This is a genomic window from Rhizobium sp. NPDC090279 (assembly GCF_044769665.1).
GTDB lineage: Bacteria > Pseudomonadota > Alphaproteobacteria > Rhizobiales > Rhizobiaceae > Rhizobium.
Genome location: NZ_JBIVYI010000004.1, coordinates 375,088 through 392,064, shown reverse-complemented (window position 1 = coordinate 392,064; position 16,977 = coordinate 375,088). Strand labels below are relative to the sequence as shown.

General features: G+C 60.6%; 17 protein-coding genes. 10 read left to right on the top strand and 7 right to left on the bottom strand.

Annotated features, from left to right (window positions below; genetic code table 11):
* Positions 1 to 11: 11 nt before the first annotated feature.
* Together recN and ligA are read left to right on the top strand one after the other, a co-directional pair.
* On the top strand, positions 12 to 1,685 hold the full coding sequence (gene recN, locus ACIQWP_RS12585; RefSeq protein ID WP_402787199.1) for a DNA repair protein RecN: 1,674 nt from the start codon (positions 12 to 14) through the stop codon (positions 1,683 to 1,685).
* A 121-nt stretch (positions 1,686 to 1,806) separates the two neighbouring features.
* Entirely contained in the window at positions 1,807 to 3,957 is a 2,151-nt protein-coding gene (ligA, locus tag ACIQWP_RS12580) for an NAD-dependent DNA ligase LigA (RefSeq protein WP_402787196.1), read from the top strand.
* A gap of 42 nt (positions 3,958 to 3,999) precedes the next feature.
* Here ligA and ACIQWP_RS12575 read toward each other — a convergent pair whose 3' ends face one another.
* On the bottom strand, positions 4,000 to 4,536 hold the full coding sequence (locus ACIQWP_RS12575; protein WP_402787193.1) for a GNAT family N-acetyltransferase: 537 nt from the start codon (positions 4,534 to 4,536) through the stop codon (positions 4,000 to 4,002).
* A 339-nt stretch (positions 4,537 to 4,875) separates the two neighbouring features.
* On the opposite strand from ACIQWP_RS12575, the gene ACIQWP_RS12570 reads away from it, so the two are divergent.
* The 3 genes from ACIQWP_RS12570 (at position 4,876) to ACIQWP_RS12560 (ending at position 6,369) form a co-directional block, all read left to right on the top strand.
* Complete coding sequence (locus ACIQWP_RS12570) at positions 4,876 to 5,202, top strand: ArsR/SmtB family transcription factor (protein WP_402787190.1); 327 nt, start codon at positions 4,876 to 4,878, stop codon at positions 5,200 to 5,202.
* Between the two features lie 38 nt (positions 5,203 to 5,240).
* Positions 5,241 to 5,684, top strand: coding sequence for an SRPBCC family protein (locus ACIQWP_RS12565; protein WP_402787187.1), 444 nt, complete (start codon positions 5,241 to 5,243; stop codon positions 5,682 to 5,684).
* A gap of 190 nt (positions 5,685 to 5,874) precedes the next feature.
* Positions 5,875 to 6,369, top strand: a complete 495-nt coding sequence (locus ACIQWP_RS12560) for a CreA family protein (RefSeq protein WP_402787184.1) — start codon at positions 5,875 to 5,877, stop codon at positions 6,367 to 6,369.
* 268 nt (positions 6,370 to 6,637) lie between these two features.
* On the opposite strand, the gene ACIQWP_RS12555 is transcribed toward ACIQWP_RS12560, so the two are convergent.
* Positions 6,638 to 7,102, bottom strand: a complete 465-nt coding sequence (locus tag ACIQWP_RS12555) for a chemotaxis protein CheW (protein WP_047633896.1) — start codon at positions 7,100 to 7,102, stop codon at positions 6,638 to 6,640.
* 448 nt (positions 7,103 to 7,550) lie between these two features.
* Between ACIQWP_RS12555 and ACIQWP_RS12550 the strand changes: the two genes are divergently transcribed.
* From ACIQWP_RS12550 to ACIQWP_RS12535, 4 genes are all read left to right on the top strand, one after another.
* The gene (locus ACIQWP_RS12550; RefSeq protein ID WP_402787594.1) at positions 7,551 to 8,153 is read left to right on the top strand and encodes an SCO family protein; all 603 of its coding nucleotides are present in this window, start codon (positions 7,551 to 7,553) and stop codon (positions 8,151 to 8,153) included.
* Positions 8,154 to 8,160: 7 nt separating this feature from the next.
* The gene (locus ACIQWP_RS12545) at positions 8,161 to 9,309 is read left to right on the top strand and encodes an FAD-dependent oxidoreductase (protein ID WP_402787179.1); all 1,149 of its coding nucleotides are present in this window, start codon (positions 8,161 to 8,163) and stop codon (positions 9,307 to 9,309) included.
* 20 nt (positions 9,310 to 9,329) lie between these two features.
* Positions 9,330 to 10,208 carry a 50S ribosomal protein L11 methyltransferase gene (locus tag ACIQWP_RS12540; RefSeq protein ID WP_402787176.1) on the top strand — a complete coding sequence of 293 codons (879 nt, stop codon included), beginning with the start codon at positions 9,330 to 9,332 and terminating at the stop codon, positions 10,206 to 10,208.
* 681 nt (positions 10,209 to 10,889) lie between these two features.
* A complete protein-coding gene (locus tag ACIQWP_RS12535) occupies positions 10,890 to 12,725 on the top strand; it encodes an aminopeptidase P family protein (RefSeq protein WP_402787172.1) in 1,836 nt (611 codons plus the stop codon).
* A gap of 45 nt (positions 12,726 to 12,770) precedes the next feature.
* Here ACIQWP_RS12535 and ACIQWP_RS12530 read toward each other — a convergent pair whose 3' ends face one another.
* The gene (locus tag ACIQWP_RS12530; protein ID WP_402787169.1) at positions 12,771 to 13,082 is read right to left on the bottom strand and encodes an AzlD family protein; all 312 of its coding nucleotides are present in this window, start codon (positions 13,080 to 13,082) and stop codon (positions 12,771 to 12,773) included.
* 2 nt (positions 13,083 to 13,084) lie between these two features.
* On the bottom strand, positions 13,085 to 13,807 hold the full coding sequence (locus tag ACIQWP_RS12525; RefSeq protein ID WP_402787166.1) for an AzlC family ABC transporter permease: 723 nt from the start codon (positions 13,805 to 13,807) through the stop codon (positions 13,085 to 13,087).
* A 243-nt stretch (positions 13,808 to 14,050) separates the two neighbouring features.
* Between ACIQWP_RS12525 and ACIQWP_RS12520 the strand changes: the two genes are divergently transcribed.
* On the top strand, positions 14,051 to 14,302 hold the full coding sequence (locus ACIQWP_RS12520) for a DUF2164 domain-containing protein (RefSeq protein ID WP_402787163.1): 252 nt from the start codon (positions 14,051 to 14,053) through the stop codon (positions 14,300 to 14,302).
* Between the two features lie 6 nt (positions 14,303 to 14,308).
* On the opposite strand, the gene panB is transcribed toward ACIQWP_RS12520, so the two are convergent.
* The 3 genes from panB to ACIQWP_RS12505 form a co-directional block, all read right to left on the bottom strand.
* Entirely contained in the window at positions 14,309 to 15,130 is an 822-nt protein-coding gene (panB, locus tag ACIQWP_RS12515) for a 3-methyl-2-oxobutanoate hydroxymethyltransferase (protein WP_402787160.1), read from the bottom strand.
* A gap of 1 nt (position 15,131) precedes the next feature.
* Entirely contained in the window at positions 15,132 to 16,007 is an 876-nt protein-coding gene (gene panC / locus ACIQWP_RS12510) for a pantoate--beta-alanine ligase (protein ID WP_402787157.1), read from the bottom strand.
* A 236-nt stretch (positions 16,008 to 16,243) separates the two neighbouring features.
* Positions 16,244 to 16,948, bottom strand: a complete 705-nt coding sequence (locus ACIQWP_RS12505; protein WP_402787154.1) for an SDR family oxidoreductase — start codon at positions 16,946 to 16,948, stop codon at positions 16,244 to 16,246.
* Positions 16,949 to 16,977 lie beyond the last annotated feature (29 nt).

Below are 16,977 nucleotides of genomic sequence, written 5' to 3'. Positions count from 1 at the left end.
ATTGAGCGCAGATGCTGATCCAGCTTTCGATCCGCGATATCGTTCTGATCGAGCGGCTGGATCTTGCCTTCGAATCCGGGCTCTCGGTGCTGACCGGCGAAACGGGTGCAGGCAAATCCATCCTGCTTGACAGCTTGTCGCTGGCCCTTGGCGGGCGCGGCGATGGTGGGCTCGTGCGTCATGGCGAGGACCGCGGCCAGGTGACTGCGGTTTTCGATGTCGGCACACAGCACCCGGCCCGCAAGCTCCTGCGTGAAAATGACTTAGACGATGACGGCGACCTGATTTTCCGCCGTGTTCAGTCAGCCGATGGCCGTACCAAGGCTTTCGTCAACGATCAGGCGCTCAGCGTTCAGCTCATGCGCCAGATTGGCCAGCTTCTCGTCGAAATTCATGGCCAGCATGACGACCGCGCGCTCGTCGATACGGATGCGCATCGCACATTGCTGGATGCCTTCGCCGGCCTTGCCGAAGAGGCGCTGGACGTTGGCAAGCGTCACAAAGTCTGGCGTGATACCGATCGCACCCTGAAGAAGCACAGGGAGCAGGTGGAGCGAGCCGCTCGCGAGGCGGACTATCTGCGCGCTTCGGTCGAGGAGCTGGAGAAGCTCTCGCCGCAGGATGGCGAAGAGGATGAGCTCGCTGAAAAGCGTTCGCGGATGATGAAGGCCGAGCGCATTGCCGGCGATATCGCCGAGGCTTCGGAATTCCTCAACGGCAATGCGTCGCCCGTGCCGCATATCGCATCTCTGGTGCGCCGGCTGGAGCGCAAGAGCCACGAGGCGCCGGGCCTGCTGGAGGATACCGTGGCGCTGCTCGATGCGGCTCTCGACCAGCTTTCCAATGCTCAGATGGAAGTGGAGGCTGCGCTCCGCAAGACGGAATACGATCCGCGTGAATTGGAGCGGGTCGAAGAGCGCCTGTTTGCGCTAAGGGGCGCCTCTCGCAAATATTCCGTGCCCGTTACCGATCTGCCGGCATTGGCGCAGCGGATGATTTCGGATCTTGCCGATGTCGACGCCGGCGAAGAGAGGCTGGCGCGGCTTGGTGCCGAGCTTGCCGCCGCCAGGGCGGATTATGATGTTGCCGCGCGCAGCCTGTCGGAGAAGCGCCGTCACGCCGGCGAGGCGCTTGCTGCTGCTGTCATGGCGGAACTTCCGGCGCTGAAGCTTGAGCGGGCGCGCTTCATGGTGGAGATCACCAGCGATCCAGAAGCGGGCACTGCCGAGGGCATCGATGTCGTCGAATTCCATGTGCAGACCAATCCCGGCACGCGGCCGGGGCCAATCACCAAGGTTGCCTCCGGTGGCGAGTTATCGCGTTTCCTGCTGGCGCTGAAAGTGGCGCTTGCCGATCGCGGCTCGGCGCCGACCCTGGTTTTCGACGAAATCGACACCGGCGTCGGCGGTGCGGTTGCGGATGCGATCGGTCAGCGGCTGAAGCGCCTGTCCGATCGGGTGCAGGTGCTGTCCGTCACCCACGCGCCGCAAGTCGCCGCGCGCGCCGCGACGCATCTGTTGATCTCCAAGGGTCCGGTTGCGGATGGTTCGGAGAAGATCTCCACGCGTGTCGCGACAATGGAGCCGAAGGACCGCACCGAGGAAATCGCCCGCATGCTCGCAGGCGCTTCGGTGACGGAAGAGGCGAGGGCGGCCGCCAAGCGCCTGCTGGCTGGCAACGGCTGATCGCCAGGCGCGTCCCTCTGGCGATTTCTCCCTTTGTTTTTGCGTGCCCAGCGTGGAAAACCGCTTCGCACTTTTCCCGGAAGTGCTCTAAAACATCTTCGAAATCGGGGAGTGTCGATTCATGAGCACCGAACAGAAGCCCGTCGAGGATTTGAGCGAAGAGGAGGCGGCTGCAGCGCTTGCCTATCTGGCCGCGGAAATTGCGCGCAACGACGCGCTTTACCACGGCAAGGATGCGCCGGAGATTTCGGATGCGGACTATGATGCGCTGAAGCGGCGCAATGATGCCATCGAGGCGCGGTTTCCGGCTCTCACTCGCGCCGATAGCCCGTCGCGTCGGGTGGGGGCGGCACCTTCAGAAACCTTCGCGCCGGTCGTTCATGCAAGGCCGATGCTGTCGCTCGACAATACCTTCTCGCAGGAGGATGTGCAGGATTTCGTCGCCAGCGTCTATCGCTTCCTCGGACGCCTGCCGGATGACTCGATCGCCTTTACCGCCGAGCCGAAGATCGATGGCCTTTCCATGTCCATCCGTTACGAGAATGGCCGGATGGTGAGTGCGGCGACGCGAGGCGACGGTACGACCGGCGAGAATGTCACTGCCAATATCCGAACGATCCGGGAAATCCCTCAGACACTGCCAGCGGGCGCCCCTGATGTTGTCGAGGTGCGCGGCGAGGTCTACATGGCCAAGAGCGACTTCCTGGCGCTCAATGCGCAGATGGAAGCCGAGGGCAAGCAGACCTATGTCAACCCGCGCAATACGGCGGCGGGTTCGCTGCGGCAGCTCGATGCGAAGGTGACGGCGAGCCGCAAGCTGAAATTCTTCGCCTATGCCTGGGGCGAGATGTCGGACATGCCGGCCGATACGCAATATGGCATGGTGCAAATCTTCAAATCCTGGGGCTTCCCGGTCAATCCGCTGATGGCGCGATTGCATTCCGTCGCCGATATCCTCGGGCATTACGAGGAGATCGGTCTGCAGCGGCCCGATCTCGATTATGATATCGACGGCGTCGTCTATAAGGTCGATAGCCTGGAGCTGCAGGCTCGCCTCGGCTTCCGTTCGCGCTCACCGCGCTGGGCGACGGCGCATAAATTCCCGGCAGAGCAGGCATTCACGCGTCTGGTTGGTATCGATATCCAGGTTGGCCGCACCGGGGCGCTGACGCCGGTTGCGCGGCTCGAACCGATTACCGTCGGCGGTGTCGTCGTGACCAATGCGACGCTGCACAATGCCGATTACATCAAGGGCATCGGCAACAAGGGTGAGCCGATCCGCGACGGCCGCGATATCCGTGTTGGGGACATGGTGATCGTGCAGCGGGCAGGCGATGTCATCCCGCAGATCGTCGATGTCGTCATGGAAAAACGCGAGGCATCGAGCGTCTCCTATGAATTTCCGAAGGTTTGCCCGGTTTGCGGCAGCCATGCGGTGCGCGATATCAACGAGAAGACCGGCAAGGTCGATGCGGTCACCCGCTGCACCGGCGGTTTCATCTGCCGCGCGCAGGCAACCGAGCATCTCAAGCATTTCGTCTCGCGCAACGCCTACGACATCGAAGGGCTCGGTTCGAAGCAGATCGACTTCTTTTTCGAGAGCGACGATCCGGCGCTGCAGATAAAGACTGCGCCCGACATCTTCACTTTGGAGAGTCGCCAGCAGTCGTCGCTTGCCAAGCTGGAGAACATTGACGGCTTCGGAAAGGTCAGCGTCGGCAAGCTTTATGCCGCGATCAACGAGCGGCGGCAGATTGCCTTGCATCGCTTCATCTTCGCGCTCGGCATCCGCCATGTCGGCGAGACGACGGCCAAGCTGCTGGCGCGTTCCTATGGTACCTACGATGCCTTCGAAGCCGGAATGAAGGATGCTGCGCCGCTTGCCGGTGATGCCTGGAATGATCTCAACAATATCGAGGGCATCGGCGAGGTGGTGGCGCGGGCTATCGTCGAATTCTACAAGGAGCCGCGCAACACCGACGTGATCGCGAAGCTCCTGGAGGAAGTAAAGCCGCAGGAGGCCGAGCAACCGGTGACCTCCGGCAGCCCCGTGGCCGGCAAGACGGTCGTGTTTACGGGCTCGCTGGAAAAGTTCACCCGGGACGAGGCCAAGGCGAAGGCGGAGAGCCTTGGAGCCAAGGTTTCCGGTTCGGTATCGAAAAAGACCGATATCGTTGTGGCCGGGCCTGGCGCGGGTTCCAAGCTCGACAAGGCCCGGGAATTCAATGTCCAGGTCATGACCGAGGACGAGTGGCTGGACTTGATCGGCTGATGGTAGGCGGCGGCGGAATCACAATCCGCCGCCCCTTGGTGCTCAGAATCTCAGCCGCGCCATCGTGAACGCGTCGACATATCCGCCGTTGCGGAAACCGAAGGCGCGCAGGCGGCCCTCGGTTTCGAACCCGAATTTCTCGTAGAGCCCGATCGCCGCTGCATTATCGACATAGACAGTCAGCTCCAGACGCTTGATCGCCAGCCAGTTGTCGGCGGTATCGACGAGAGCGCCCAGCAGTGCCGATCCGACGCCACGACCAGCAAAATCGTCGTGTACGCCCATGCCGATGTTGGCGCTGTGAATCCGCCGGCCGGCGAGGCGTTGCATGCCGGCATTGCCGACGATCTGCCCTTCAAGCACAGCGACAAGGCGGGTTGAGTTGGGAGCCGGCTTGTCCAGCCATTCTCGCGTTTCCTCAACACTCTGGAAGGGTAGGCGCAGGGTGCCGGCGCGAAAGCCGGGGAGGTTGGCGATCATTGCGATCGCTTCGGCATCGGACGGGCGCGTTGCGCGGATCTGGATCGGACCGACTTTGACTGGCCGTCGTTTTTCGGTTTCTTGCTGTTCTAAAGACATCGGCTCTCCTTGATATTGGGGGAGGAGAGCAAGGAAACTTCAACCCTGATCGCCTCGGCAGGGTTGAGATGGATCGCGGTTAGCTCAGCGCAACACGGCTTCCACTCGCCCTGCAAGGGGAGAGATGGTGTGAAGGTGCATCACGATGGCGCGGTTTGCGATCATGGTTGGATGATCCGATGCGACGCGGAGCTTGTCAATCGTTCGTTGCGCAAATCCCTCGGCTAAACCGCTGCACCCTCAAGGTGGCATGAGATCGGATTTTGTTACTCGATGCTTGACAAGCAACCATTTGGTTGCCTATAAGTCAATAATAGGCAACCAAATGGTTTCGTATCCGTGGATTATGATGATGCGGTCTTCAAGGCGCTGGCGGATGCCAGCCGGCGGCAACTGCTCGACAGGCTCTATGAGCGTAACGGGCAGACCCTGAACGCGCTCTGCGAGGATCTGGACATGAGCCGCCAGGCGGTCGCCAAGCATCTTGTCATTCTGGAGGAGGCCAATCTGATCTCCTCGGAGAAGCATGGGCGCGAGAAGCTGCATTTCATCAATGCGGTCCCGATCAACGGCATCGCCGAGCGTTGGATCAATAAGTTCGAACGCCGGCATCTGAGTGCGCTTTCGGCCTTGAAGAAGGCGCTGGAAGGCGGGGGCGATCAATGACCTCGATAGCCAAGAAAATCCAAACAAGGAGAAATGACATGACTGGAAGCAAATTCGTCTACGTCACCTTCATCCGCACCACGCCGGAAAAACTTTGGTCGGCGCTGACCACGCCTGAATTCATCAAGCAATATTGGTTTGAGATGGTCCACGATACCGACTGGAAGGTTGGGTCGCCGTGGAGAATGCTCTTTCCGGATGGCCGTGTCGCCGACACGGGAGAGATCGCGGAGTTCGAGCCGCCGCGACGGCTGGCCTTCAAATGGCGCAATGAGTTTCGCCCCGAACTGAAGGCAGAAGGCTGGTCTCGCTGCGTGATGGAACTGGAACCGGCGGACAGTGTCGTGAAGCTGACTGTTACACACATGATCGAGGTCGAAAATTCCAAGTTCATCGACGCGGTTTCAGGTGGCTGGCCGAAGATCTTGTCCAATCTCAAATCGCTGTTGGAAACCGGAACGGTTGCCGTCAGCCAGAAATGAGATGACGTACTACCCGCCTGTATTGCGGGCGCCGTTGCCCTCCTGGCGGCGTCTGCATCGCGGGCCAACAGCCGTATCGATCGCGAAGCGTAGCGGCGCGGAGTGCGCCGCCCATCTTGCATCGCTCATGCGCCATCCTACCTTAGCCGAGCCGCATTTGCTCCCGGCGGCTGTTGTTGGAGGATGATCGATGCGTTCACGCAAATTCTTTGCCACCATTGCCGCGTCATTTCTGGCTCTGGTGCCCGTTTCCGCTTCCGCCGAGGTCGTCGGCAAGGTCGGCGTGGACTGGACGGGCAATGATATTCTGGTCGATGCAGTGGCTGATCCGGAAGTCGCGGGGGTGACCTGCCACGTGACCTACTTCGACCGCAGCGTCATAGACCGGCTGCGCAAGGGCAACTGGTTCGAAGATCCCTCCAACAATTCCATCGCCTGCCGCCAGACCGGCCCGATTGAGATCGGCGATATCAATCTGTCCCAGAGCGGCGAGGAGGTGTTTCGCGCCGGGCTGTCGCTGATCTGGAAGAAGTTGGTCGTGACACGCATCTACGACAAGAAGAACGATACGCTCGTCTATCTCATCCATTCGCGGCAGCTGACGGATGGTTCCGCCAAGATGGCGATTTCGACGATCCCCTTGTTTGGCCAGCAGGTAACATGGAAGAGCGGCAAACCGAAGTAACGGTGTTTCCGTACCTCACGTATAACTCGCAGAAAGATAATACCAAAAAAAGTCATACTCTTGGGTTGTCTAATTCCTTCTAGTTGCTTTCGGTTTGCACCTTTTTGATGCAATTTCGAAAGCGAACAAGGTGGCGACTCTTGCCCCTGTTCACGGCCTGCAAGACCGCGTCATTGGCTACACCCCTGCCAAAACCGGTTACTGAAAAAACGATCGCCCTGGAGCTCTGCTTCAGGGCGATCTTCTTTTTTGGGCTAACTTATTGAAATCAGGCCGCTTGTGCCAGTTGATCGGCAATGACCGTGTCGAGGTTGAGGAAGCAGACCATGGTCTTTTCCAGAGCCACGATGCCGCGGCAGAAGGCGCGCTGAGCTTCCGGGATGATTTCCGGAGCCGGTTGCAGATCTTCGCTCTTGATCGACATCATGTCCGAAACCTGTTCGACCAGAAGGCCGACCAGCTTGCCGGCAATATCCGTGACGATGATCGCCGAGCGTTCGGAAGGCTCCGTCATCTTCATGCCTAGGCGGCAGGCCATGTCGATGACCGGAATCACCGCGCCGCGCAGGTTGATGAGGCCAAGCACGTAGGGCGGCGTGTGCGGCATCGGCGTCACCGGCGCCCAGCCGCGGATTTCGCGGATGGCCATGATGTCGATGCAGAATTCCTGATCGCCGAGGTGGAAGGAGACGATCTCCAGATAGGCGCCCGATTGCTTGATGGCGTTCGTCATGTTCGACAACTTCCCGTTTGGCATCGCCGCAAGCGACGCTCGCGATTGAAAAGAGAGATCGGCTGGAGCGGCTTGGGCAGCGGCAGCGTCCGGAGCTTCGGCAAAAATACGCCTGGCTTTCCGGCGGGCGTCATGCCCTTCTGGGACAGAGAGGTTCGCCGCGTTTTCAGGCGGCGGGCGAACTAGAGTTCGACCTTTGGTGCAGATGTTGGCGCGGACTGGTTAGGATTGGTTTAACATCAATCGAGATTTTGTCTCACCAGGCCAAGAAGAGCGGGGAAACGGGGTGATCGGGGCTTGAAACACCTGGATCTCCATGCTGCGACGATTTCGGCCTCGTCTGAACATCTTCTTGAATTGCGTCCTCCACTTCGAGCCGTTACATCGGCAGGTGGGTTGGTCGCGCGCATCCGGGCGCGATCGCTGGGATTGGTGAGGAATGGCAGGCATGAGAAGCGTGCGGATTGCAGTTTGGGTGGCCGTGTTGATCGTGGCCGGGATATTGGGCTGGTTGAGCTTTGGCGGCGGCAAGCCGCCTGAGGTCGCGGCATCAGGGCCTTATGGCGTGCCCTTCACCCTCGTTTCGCAGAGCGGCCAGCCGATCAGCGATCAGGCGTTCCGTGGCAAGCCGTCGGCCGTTTTCTTCGGCTATACGCATTGCCCCGATGTCTGCCCGACGACGCTGTTCGAGCTGAACGCCTGGCTGCAGAAGGTCGATCCCGATGGCAGCAAGCTCAATGCCTATTTCGTGACCGTCGATCCCGAGCGCGATACGCCCGAAATCATGGACCAGTATGTTTCCAACGTGTCGAAGCGCATCACGGGCATTTCAGGCGACCCCGCCAAGGTGATGGACATGGTCAAGGGGTTCCGTGTCTATGCCAAGAAGGTGCCTGTCGATGACAAGCAACCGAACGGCGACTATACGATGGATCACACCGCTTCCGTCTTCCTGCTGGATTCGGCAGGACGCTTTGCCGGAACCATCGCATACGAGGAGGACCCGGACGTGGCGGTGAAGAAGCTGGGGAACCTGGTCAAGAAGGGATAGGGCCCGCATGGGCGAGGGGATTGGCGGACAAGGAAAATCCAGATCCATCCTGGTTGCTGGGGCCGGACCTGTCGGTCTCGCGGCCGCGTTGGAGCTTGCCCGTCGCGGGTTTTCGCCGCGTGTTGTTGATGACGGCGCCGGCCCGACTCCCCTGGAGGAGAGCCGTGCTCTCGGCGTCAATGCCCGCACGCTGACGCTGCTGTCTCCTTCCGGCGTTGCGGAGCGTATCGTCGCAGCCGCTCAGCCGATCGAGCAGTTTCGCGTCCGTTCGAAAGAGAAAACTCTTGTCCAGCTGGACACCCGGCAGGTGCGGGGCCGTTTCAGCGCCATTCGCGCCCTGGCGCAGGGCCATACCGAGCGCCTGCTGATGGAGGCGCTTGCGACCTATGGCATCGCACCCGAATGGCAGACCGCGGTCGTTGCCGACGCCATCTCGGATTTTCAAAAACCGGAGGTGCTGTTGCGCCGTGCCGACGGCAGGTCGGAAACGGTGCGGCCAGACATATTGATCGGCGCCGATGGAGCCCATTCGGTCGTTCGCAAGGCGCTGGGCGCCGGCTTTCCGGGCGAGGCGCTGGAGACCTACTTCTATCTTGCCGATTTCCGCTATGCGGGTCCGGTCGATACCCATTACGGCGAAGTCTCGATCTTCGATCCCGGCATGGTCGCGCGCTTGCCCGTATCTGCCGACATTATCCGCTATATCTCGACGCTCGAGAATTTCGAAAATCGCATTGTCCATCCGGCTACCGTCGCGAAAAAGACCTGGGCTTCGCAGTTCCGCATCAATTTCCGTCATGTCGAGCCGATGGCGAAGGGCAATATCTTCCTGGCGGGCGACGCCGCGCATATTCATTCGCCGGCCGGCGCGCGCGGCATGAATCTCGGCATCGAAGATGCCTGCTGGCTTGCCTGGCTCATTGCGGAAGGCCGTGAACAGGAGTATTCGGCGCTGAGAATTCCCGCCGTGAAGCAGGTCCTGAAGCAGACCTATGGCCTGACGCGACTGGTGACCATGAAAAATCCGCTGGCGATTGCGGTGCGCAATCTGGTTGCGCCGCTGTTCCCGCGCTTTGGCCCGGCCCGTCGGGCATTGCTTCAGAGTGTTGCCGGCTATGATACGCCGAGACCGCCCTGGATCGACTGGGCCGAATAAGAACGAGAAAGAGCGACGAGTTGAGTGAGATCCGCTTTTATGTGACGACGACCGAGAAAGAGGCAGCGCAGATCCTCGATCTAATGACGCCAGTGTTCGAGGACGAGGAGTTTCCGATCGCGACGACGGAAATCGACGAGAAGAACGATGTCTGGGAGGCATCGATCTATCTGTACGACGAGGATGAAGATGAGGTGCGCGGCCGCTTCGAGGCGTTGCTGAAACCTGCCTTTCCGGAACTTTCGATCGAAAAGGAAGTACTGCCGGATATCGATTGGATCGCCAAATCCCTGGAAGGCTTGAAGCCGGTTCGTGCCGGCCGCTTCCTCGTTCATGGTTCGCATGACCGCGACAAGGTCGGCTCCAGCGACATCGCCATCGAGATCGAGGCCGGGCAGGCCTTCGGCACCGGCCATCATGGAACGACAGCGGGCTGCCTGGAGACGATCGAGAAGGTCGTCGCCAGCCGCCGCGTGCGCAATGCGCTCGATCTCGGCACCGGCAGCGGTGTTCTGGCGATCGCCGTGCGCAAGCTGCGCAACATTCCGGTTCTGGCGACGGATATCGATCCGGTCGCCGTCCGTGTCGCTCGAGAAAATGTCCGCAGCAACGGAATTGCCTCGGGCATCGCGCTCGAGACGGCGCCGGGATTCCATTCGACGGCGTTTTCCCGTCATGGACCGTTCGACCTGATCATCGCCAATATTCTGGCGCGGCCGCTGATCAAGATGGCGCCGCAACTTGTTGCACATCTGGCGCCGGGCGGCTCGGTCATTCTTTCGGGTATCCTGGCCGAGCAGCGCTGGAAGGTTCTGGCCGCCTATAATGGTGCAAACCTGCGGCACGTGCGCACGATCTGGCGCAACGGCTGGGTCACCATCCATCTCGACCGGCCTTGAGCCGGTCGTTTCCCTCTCAGCTTGTCGCAGCAATAAAAAAGGCGGTGCCGAAGCACCGCCTTGAAGATCGACTTTCGCCGACCTTGCCCGCGAGCGTGTGGAGGAGTGCTCAAGCAGGCTCTAGCGTTCTGACCGCGATCCGGGAGGGAGGAGGAGAACCGGATTGCGATCTGTTTAGAACGCGTAGCTCGTAAATTTCTTAGCGGCGATCGCCGCGGCTAGCGCCAATTGCCCTCGAGGTTTCGACTTCGAGCTGACGAAGCGAGCCTACGGAGTGGCGTACGGTGCGACGCTCGCCAGCCAGCGCCGGGCTAACATATGCGGAGCGAGAGATAGGCATTGTCTTAGTCCTTGTTCGTGCGGGTTCTTCGTGAACCCCGTTTGATGCGCCGGATATAACGATTCGTTCTTCGGTGTGGCAGGGGGGCGGGTTCATGGGAGCTATGCGTGATATGCATATTGCATGCCGTGAAGATGTCATATTTGGCTAGTGATGCTCACGAAATGGGCGGATTCGTTAACGGCCAAGGATGAGACGGAGCGCTCTCCCAAGGTGCGGCGCCGTCGTTGATGCGCATATCGTCTCAATGATCTAAAATCACGTCGCACTTCCGATCATCATGCTCTAACATACTGGCACCATTCGGTTTCACGGATTCTCCACCAGTCTCGGATCAGCTCATGTTTCAGTCTTTCGACGTCACTTCCACCCCGCAATTCGGTCGCGAGCGTGTGGCCGGTTTGCGTGTCGCCTTCGGCGATCTCGGCATTGACGGCTTCCTCGTGCCGCGTGCCGACGAGTATCAGGGCGAGTATGTGCCCAAATGCTCGGAGCGCCTGGCATGGCTCACGGGCTTCACGGGATCGGCGGGTGTTGCGCTTATCACACACTCCCAGGCGGTGGTCTTTGTGGATGGCCGCTATGTGACTCAGCTTAGCGAGCAGGTGGACCGCGCCGTCTTCACCGGTGGCGATCTGGTAAACGAGCCGCCGCATGTCTGGCTGCCGCGCCATGCGAAGAAAGGTTTCCGACTCGGCATCGATCCGTGGCTGCATACGGGCGCTGAAGTGCGCCGGTTGGAAAAGGCGTTGGCCGAGATTGACGGCACGCTCGTGTTCCTGCCGCACAATCCGCTCGACAAGCTGTGGACGGACCGGCCGGCCGAACCGCTCGGCGGAGTCATCATTCAGGATATCGGCCAGGCCGGCGTGCTGGCCAGGGACAAGCTTGCGACCATCGCGGCCAACCTCAAGGAGAAGAACCTGAAGGCGGTATTGATCACCGATCCGTCTTCGGTCGCCTGGATCTTCAATATTCGCGGCAGCGACGTGCCGCATACGCCGCATCCGCTGGCGCGGGCCATCATCTATGCAGCAGGCGAAGCGGAGCTCTTCCTCGACAAGCGCAAGACCAAGGTCGAGGCGGAAGCCTATCTGGCACAGATTTGCAAGCAGCTGCCACCCTCCGAACTTGCCAGGCGGCTGGCTGCCACTGCTGCGAACGCTGGTCGTATCCTGGTCGATCCGGATCTCGCCTCCTACGCGCTTACGGACATCATCCGTCGCGGGGGCGGAGAAGTGGTTGAGGGCAACGACCCCGCCAAGCTGCCGCGCGCTTGCAAGAATGCTGCCGAAATCAACGGATCGGCGGCTGCCCATCTGCAGGACGGGGCTGCCATGGTCGAGTTTCTCTACTGGCTGGAGACGAGCAAGCCGGGAACGGTGACGGAAATCGCCGCTGCCGAACGGCTGGAAGCCTGCCGCGCCCGCGTCGGTGAAAGCATGCAGAACCCGCTGAAGGACATCTCCTTCGACACGATCTCAGGCGCCGGCGAGCATGCCGCCATCATGCATTACCGCGTGACGACGGCGAGCGACCGGCTGATCCAGGCCGGCGAATTGTTCCTGATCGATTCGGGCGCGCAATATATCAACGGCACCACGGACATTACCCGCACGGTCGGTGTTGGCGCCGTCTCCGAAGAGCAGAAGCGTCTTTTCACGCTGGTGCTGAAGGGGATGATCGCCATCAGCACGGCGCGTTTCCCGAAGGGCACGCGCGGCTGCGATCTCGATCCGCTGGCGCGCATCGCGCTCTGGAAGGCTGGCGTCGATTTCGCCCATGGCACAGGCCACGGCGTCGGCTCGTACCTTTCCGTGCATGAGGGGCCGCAACGCATCGCCCGTCTCGCCGTGCAGGAGCTGCTTCCCGGTATGATTCTTTCCAATGAGCCTGGCTACTATCGCCCGGGTCATTTCGGCATCCGCATCGAGAACCTGATCTATATCCGCGATCCGGAAGGGATCGATGGCGGCGATATGCCGATGCTGGGTTTCGAAACGCTGACCTTCTGCCCGATCGATCGCAGCCTGGTTCTCGTCGAGCTGCTGACGCATGAAGAGCTGCATTGGCTGAACGAATATCACGTCAGGACGCGCGAGGCGCTGATGCCGCTGATCCACGATCACGATATCCGGGCATGGCTGGAAAATGCCACGCTGGCGCTCAATCACTAGGAAATGACCCCATCCCGCTCCGAAGGCGGGATGGGGTTTAGATGCTCAGGCGCCGATCGAATGGCGCCATGCCATCACGACGATCCATCCCGCGACGAGCATATAGGTCGAGGGATAGCGCAGCCCGACGAGAAGAGCGGCGAACATCGCCACCTTGGTATCCCAGCCGCCGATGAAGAAGGCGGGTGCGACAAGCGTCGTGAGGACGGCAGCGGGCACGGCATTCAGCGCCGCTTCGACGCGCGGCGGAATGCGGGTCATCTTGACGATGAGGACGTAGCCGCCGATGCGCGTCAGGAAAGTCACGACGGCTGCGGCTGCAATCAGCATGACCATATGGGAATTGAAATCGAACATGGTCAGACCTCGTGGTTTTCGTGGGCGAGGTCTGGCTTGCGGTTCGCCTTCACCGGTGGCAGCACGGCGGCAAGCGCAACGCCTGCGAGCGCGCCGATGCTGACATGCCAGGGCGAGCCGACATAACGATGCGCGATGGCCGATGCCACGGCGCTGGCGGCCACAACAGGCAGGAAATTATCGCGCGTGCGGAAGCCCATGACGATGCCGAGGAAATAGATCGGCAGCAGGATATCGAGACCGATGGCTTTCGGATCGCCGATCAGGCTTCCAAGCAGGCCGCCGATCAGGCTGATGACCACCCATGGAATATAGACCATGGCCGCAAAGCCGATGTACCAGGCGAAGGTCACCGACTTGCCGCTCTCGTGGCGCTTGATCGTTTCGGCAAATTGCGGATCGACCAGCAGGAAGAAGGTGAAGAACTTCTCTACCGCGGAAAAATGCCTGATGTAGCGCGCGATCGCCGCCGAATAGAGCACGTGGCGGAAGTTCACAGCCAGGATCGACAGAACAATCAGCCAGGCCTGGACATTGTGCCCGAAGAGATCCAACCCGACCATCTGGCTAGCGCCGGCATAGACCGTGCCGCTCATCAGGGTCAATTCGCCGAGCGACATGCCCTGATCGCGTGCCAGCGCACCGAAGAGGGCGCCGAAGGGCGCCGCAGCGAGGCCGACGGGAATGCCACCCTTCAAGCCTTCAAAGAATTCCGCGCGGTTCATCGTCCGCCCTGTCCTTTATGGAAAATCCGGAGCTTTGCCCGGGTGCCGCATTTGCCGTCCAGCACACAGATCAAGCGCGAAGTGCAACATCATTGCACCCTTGCGCATCTGCCCCCGAGCGCTGTTCAATAGGGGGAGCTGTAAGCCGTGCGCGTGGAAGCAGCAATTCAATTTACTTGATGGATTAATTGATTTTCTTGAAGCAGTTCCTTGGACCTGCTTGCAAAATGGGAGATGCGGAGAATGAAGAAGATCACCTTCACCAAGGACGAAAAGGCGGCGATCGTCGCCCGTCTTCAGCGCTATTTCTCCGAAGAACTCGACCAGACGCTCGGCACTTTGCCCGCCGAATTCCTGCTCGATTTCTTCACGGCCGAGATCGGACCCTACTACTACAATCAGGGTCTGCGCGATGCCCATGCCGCATTGGTAAGCAAAATGGAGGATTTCGGCGAGGCGATCTATCTACTGGAGAAAGAGCCGGCCAAGGACTAACGAGGCCTATTTCTTTGGCTGGAATGTATGTTCCAAAGCCGGGAAACTGCGGGCCTTTACTTCCTCGGCATAGGCTTCCGCTGCTTTCGAGACCATGGGCGCCAGCTCCGCGAAATGCTTGACGAAGCGCGGCTTGAAATCGTTGAAGAGGCCGAGCATGTCATCGGAAACGAGGATCTGCCCATCGCAGGCGGCAGAAGCGCCGATGCCGATGGTGGGGATGGCGACTGCAGCGGTGATTTCGCGGGCGAGCGGCTCGATCGTGCCCTCGATCACCATGGCGAAGGCGCCGGCTTCGGAGATCGCCTTGGCATCGCGCCGGATCTTGTCGGCTTCCTTCTCCGAGCGCCCAAGCGAACGGTAGCCGCCGGTCGTGTTCACCAACTGCGGCATCAAGCCGACGTGGCCGAAGACCGGAATGCCGCGCGAGGTGAGGAAGGAAACGGTTTCAGCCATTTCCTCGCCGCCTTCCAGCTTCACGCCGTCGCAGCCGGTTTCCTTCAGGATGCGCGCGGCGTTGCGAAAGGCCTGTTCCTTCGATTCCTGGTACGAGCCGAAGGGCAGGTCGACGATGACGCAGGCATGTCTGGCGCCACGCATGACGGCCTGGCCATGGGCGATCATCATCTCCATCGTGACGCCGACGGTCGTCTCCATGCCGTAGAGCACCATGCCGAGGGAATCGCCGACCAAAAGCAGGTCGCAATGCGGATCGAGCAGGCGGGCGATCGGTGTCGTATAGGCCGTCAGGCTGACGATGGGGCGCGTGCCTTTCAGCGCTTCGATCGCGGCGGGCGTCGTGCGCTTGGTGTGTCCGACGGTGCTCATCTCAGGCAGTCCCTTCGTTGGCGGACGGTCTGCGCCCGATGACACGGTTGTCGAGCAGGCGGGTGATGCCGATGCGGACGAAGAGAGCCACAAGCACCGGCTCGCCCTGCAGTCTTGTCAGCTGTTCCAGCGTATCGGGATGGCGAACGGCGGCGACTTCGGCTGTTGCAAGGGACTCCCTTTCGATGAAGGCGTGCAACGCTTTTTCGAACGCTGCAGGATCATCCGCACCGAGATTGTAGAGCCTCTCGGCCTCCGCCAGTGCCTTGGGAACGATGACGGCGGCGGCACGCTCTTCCTTCGACAGATAGATGTTGCGCGAAGAAAGCGCCAAGCCATCGGTATCGCGGACGGTCGGTACCGGCACGACGCGAACGGGCTGTGCGAGATCCTCGACCATGCGGCGGATGATCGCCACCTGTTGATAGTCTTTCTCGCCGAAATAGGCGCTGTCGGGCTGAACGATGTTGAAGAGCTTGGTGACGACGGTGGCGACGCCGGCGAAATGGCCGGGACGAACGGCACCTTCCAGCTCCGCGCCGAGCTTGGGGACGTCAACAACGGTTTCCATCGGGCGCGGATACATGTCGGTGACGCCGGGGGCGAAGAGGTAGTCGACGCCGGCGTCGCGCAGCATGGCGCTGTCGCGCTCGAGATCGCGCGGATATTTGGTCAGATCCTCGTTGGCGCCGAATTGCAGCGGATTGACGAAGATGGAGGTGACGACGATATCGTTTTCGGCCTTGGCACGGGAAACCAGCTCCATATGGCCGGCATGCAGATAGCCCATGGTCGGCACCAGGCCGATTGTCCTGCCGGCTCTGCGATGTTCGCCAAGCCGTTCGCGCAGTGCCGCTATCGTGTTGATGACCTTCATCGTGGCACTCCTCCCCAGGCAGCGCCGCCTTACACTACCCATTCCATCCCTTGAATTTTGCGGGCCGTTCTAACGTGTGCAGTGCAAAAAAGCAATTCAAGGGAATGCGGCGCCGGCTTGGAAGATGACGCATATGAGACTGGCCGGCGGAGAGGTCGCTACCGCGGTCTCGTGCAGGCAAGCCGCTCCCCAAGACATCATCCGGGAGAGCGGAAACCGTACACCGTGCCGGGGAATCAGACCGAGCGGGTCAAGCCTCCATCGACCTTGAGGTTCTGGCCGGTGATGTAGCCGGCACCGTCTGAGGCGAGGAAGGCGACGGTGGCGGCGATCTCGGCGCTGGTGCCGTAGCGCTTCATCGGCACGTTGTCGCGGCGCTCGTCGGTTGCCGGCAGGCTGTCGATCCAGCCGGGCAGCACGTTGTTCATCCGGAGATTGTCGGCGGCATAGGTGTCGGCGAAAATCTTCGTGTAGGAGGCAAGGCCCGCACGGAATACGGCTGAAGTCGGAAACATTGCCGAAGGCTCGAATGCCCAGGCCGTGGAAATGTTGATGATTGCGCCGGACTTCTGCTTCTGCATGATCGGAGCGACGAGCCGGACCGAACGGATGACGTTCATCAGATACACGTCGAGACCGGTGTGCCACTGTTCGTCGGTGATATCGAGGATGGGAGCACGCGGGCCGTGGCCGGCGCTGTTCACGAGCGCATCGATTCTTCCCCACCTTGTCATTGTCGCATCGACCAGACGCTTGAGATCGTCATTGGACTGATTGGAGCCCGTAATGCCGATGCCGCCGAGTTCCTGTGCAAGAGCCTCGCCCTTACCGGAGGACGAAAGGATCGCCACCTTGAACCCGTCGGCGGCAAGACGTCTGGCGCTCTCGGCACCCATGCCGCTGCCGCCTGCGGTGATGATCGCAACTTTTTCTATTGACATATGCGTTTCCTCCTTCGTCTTGCCCGGAT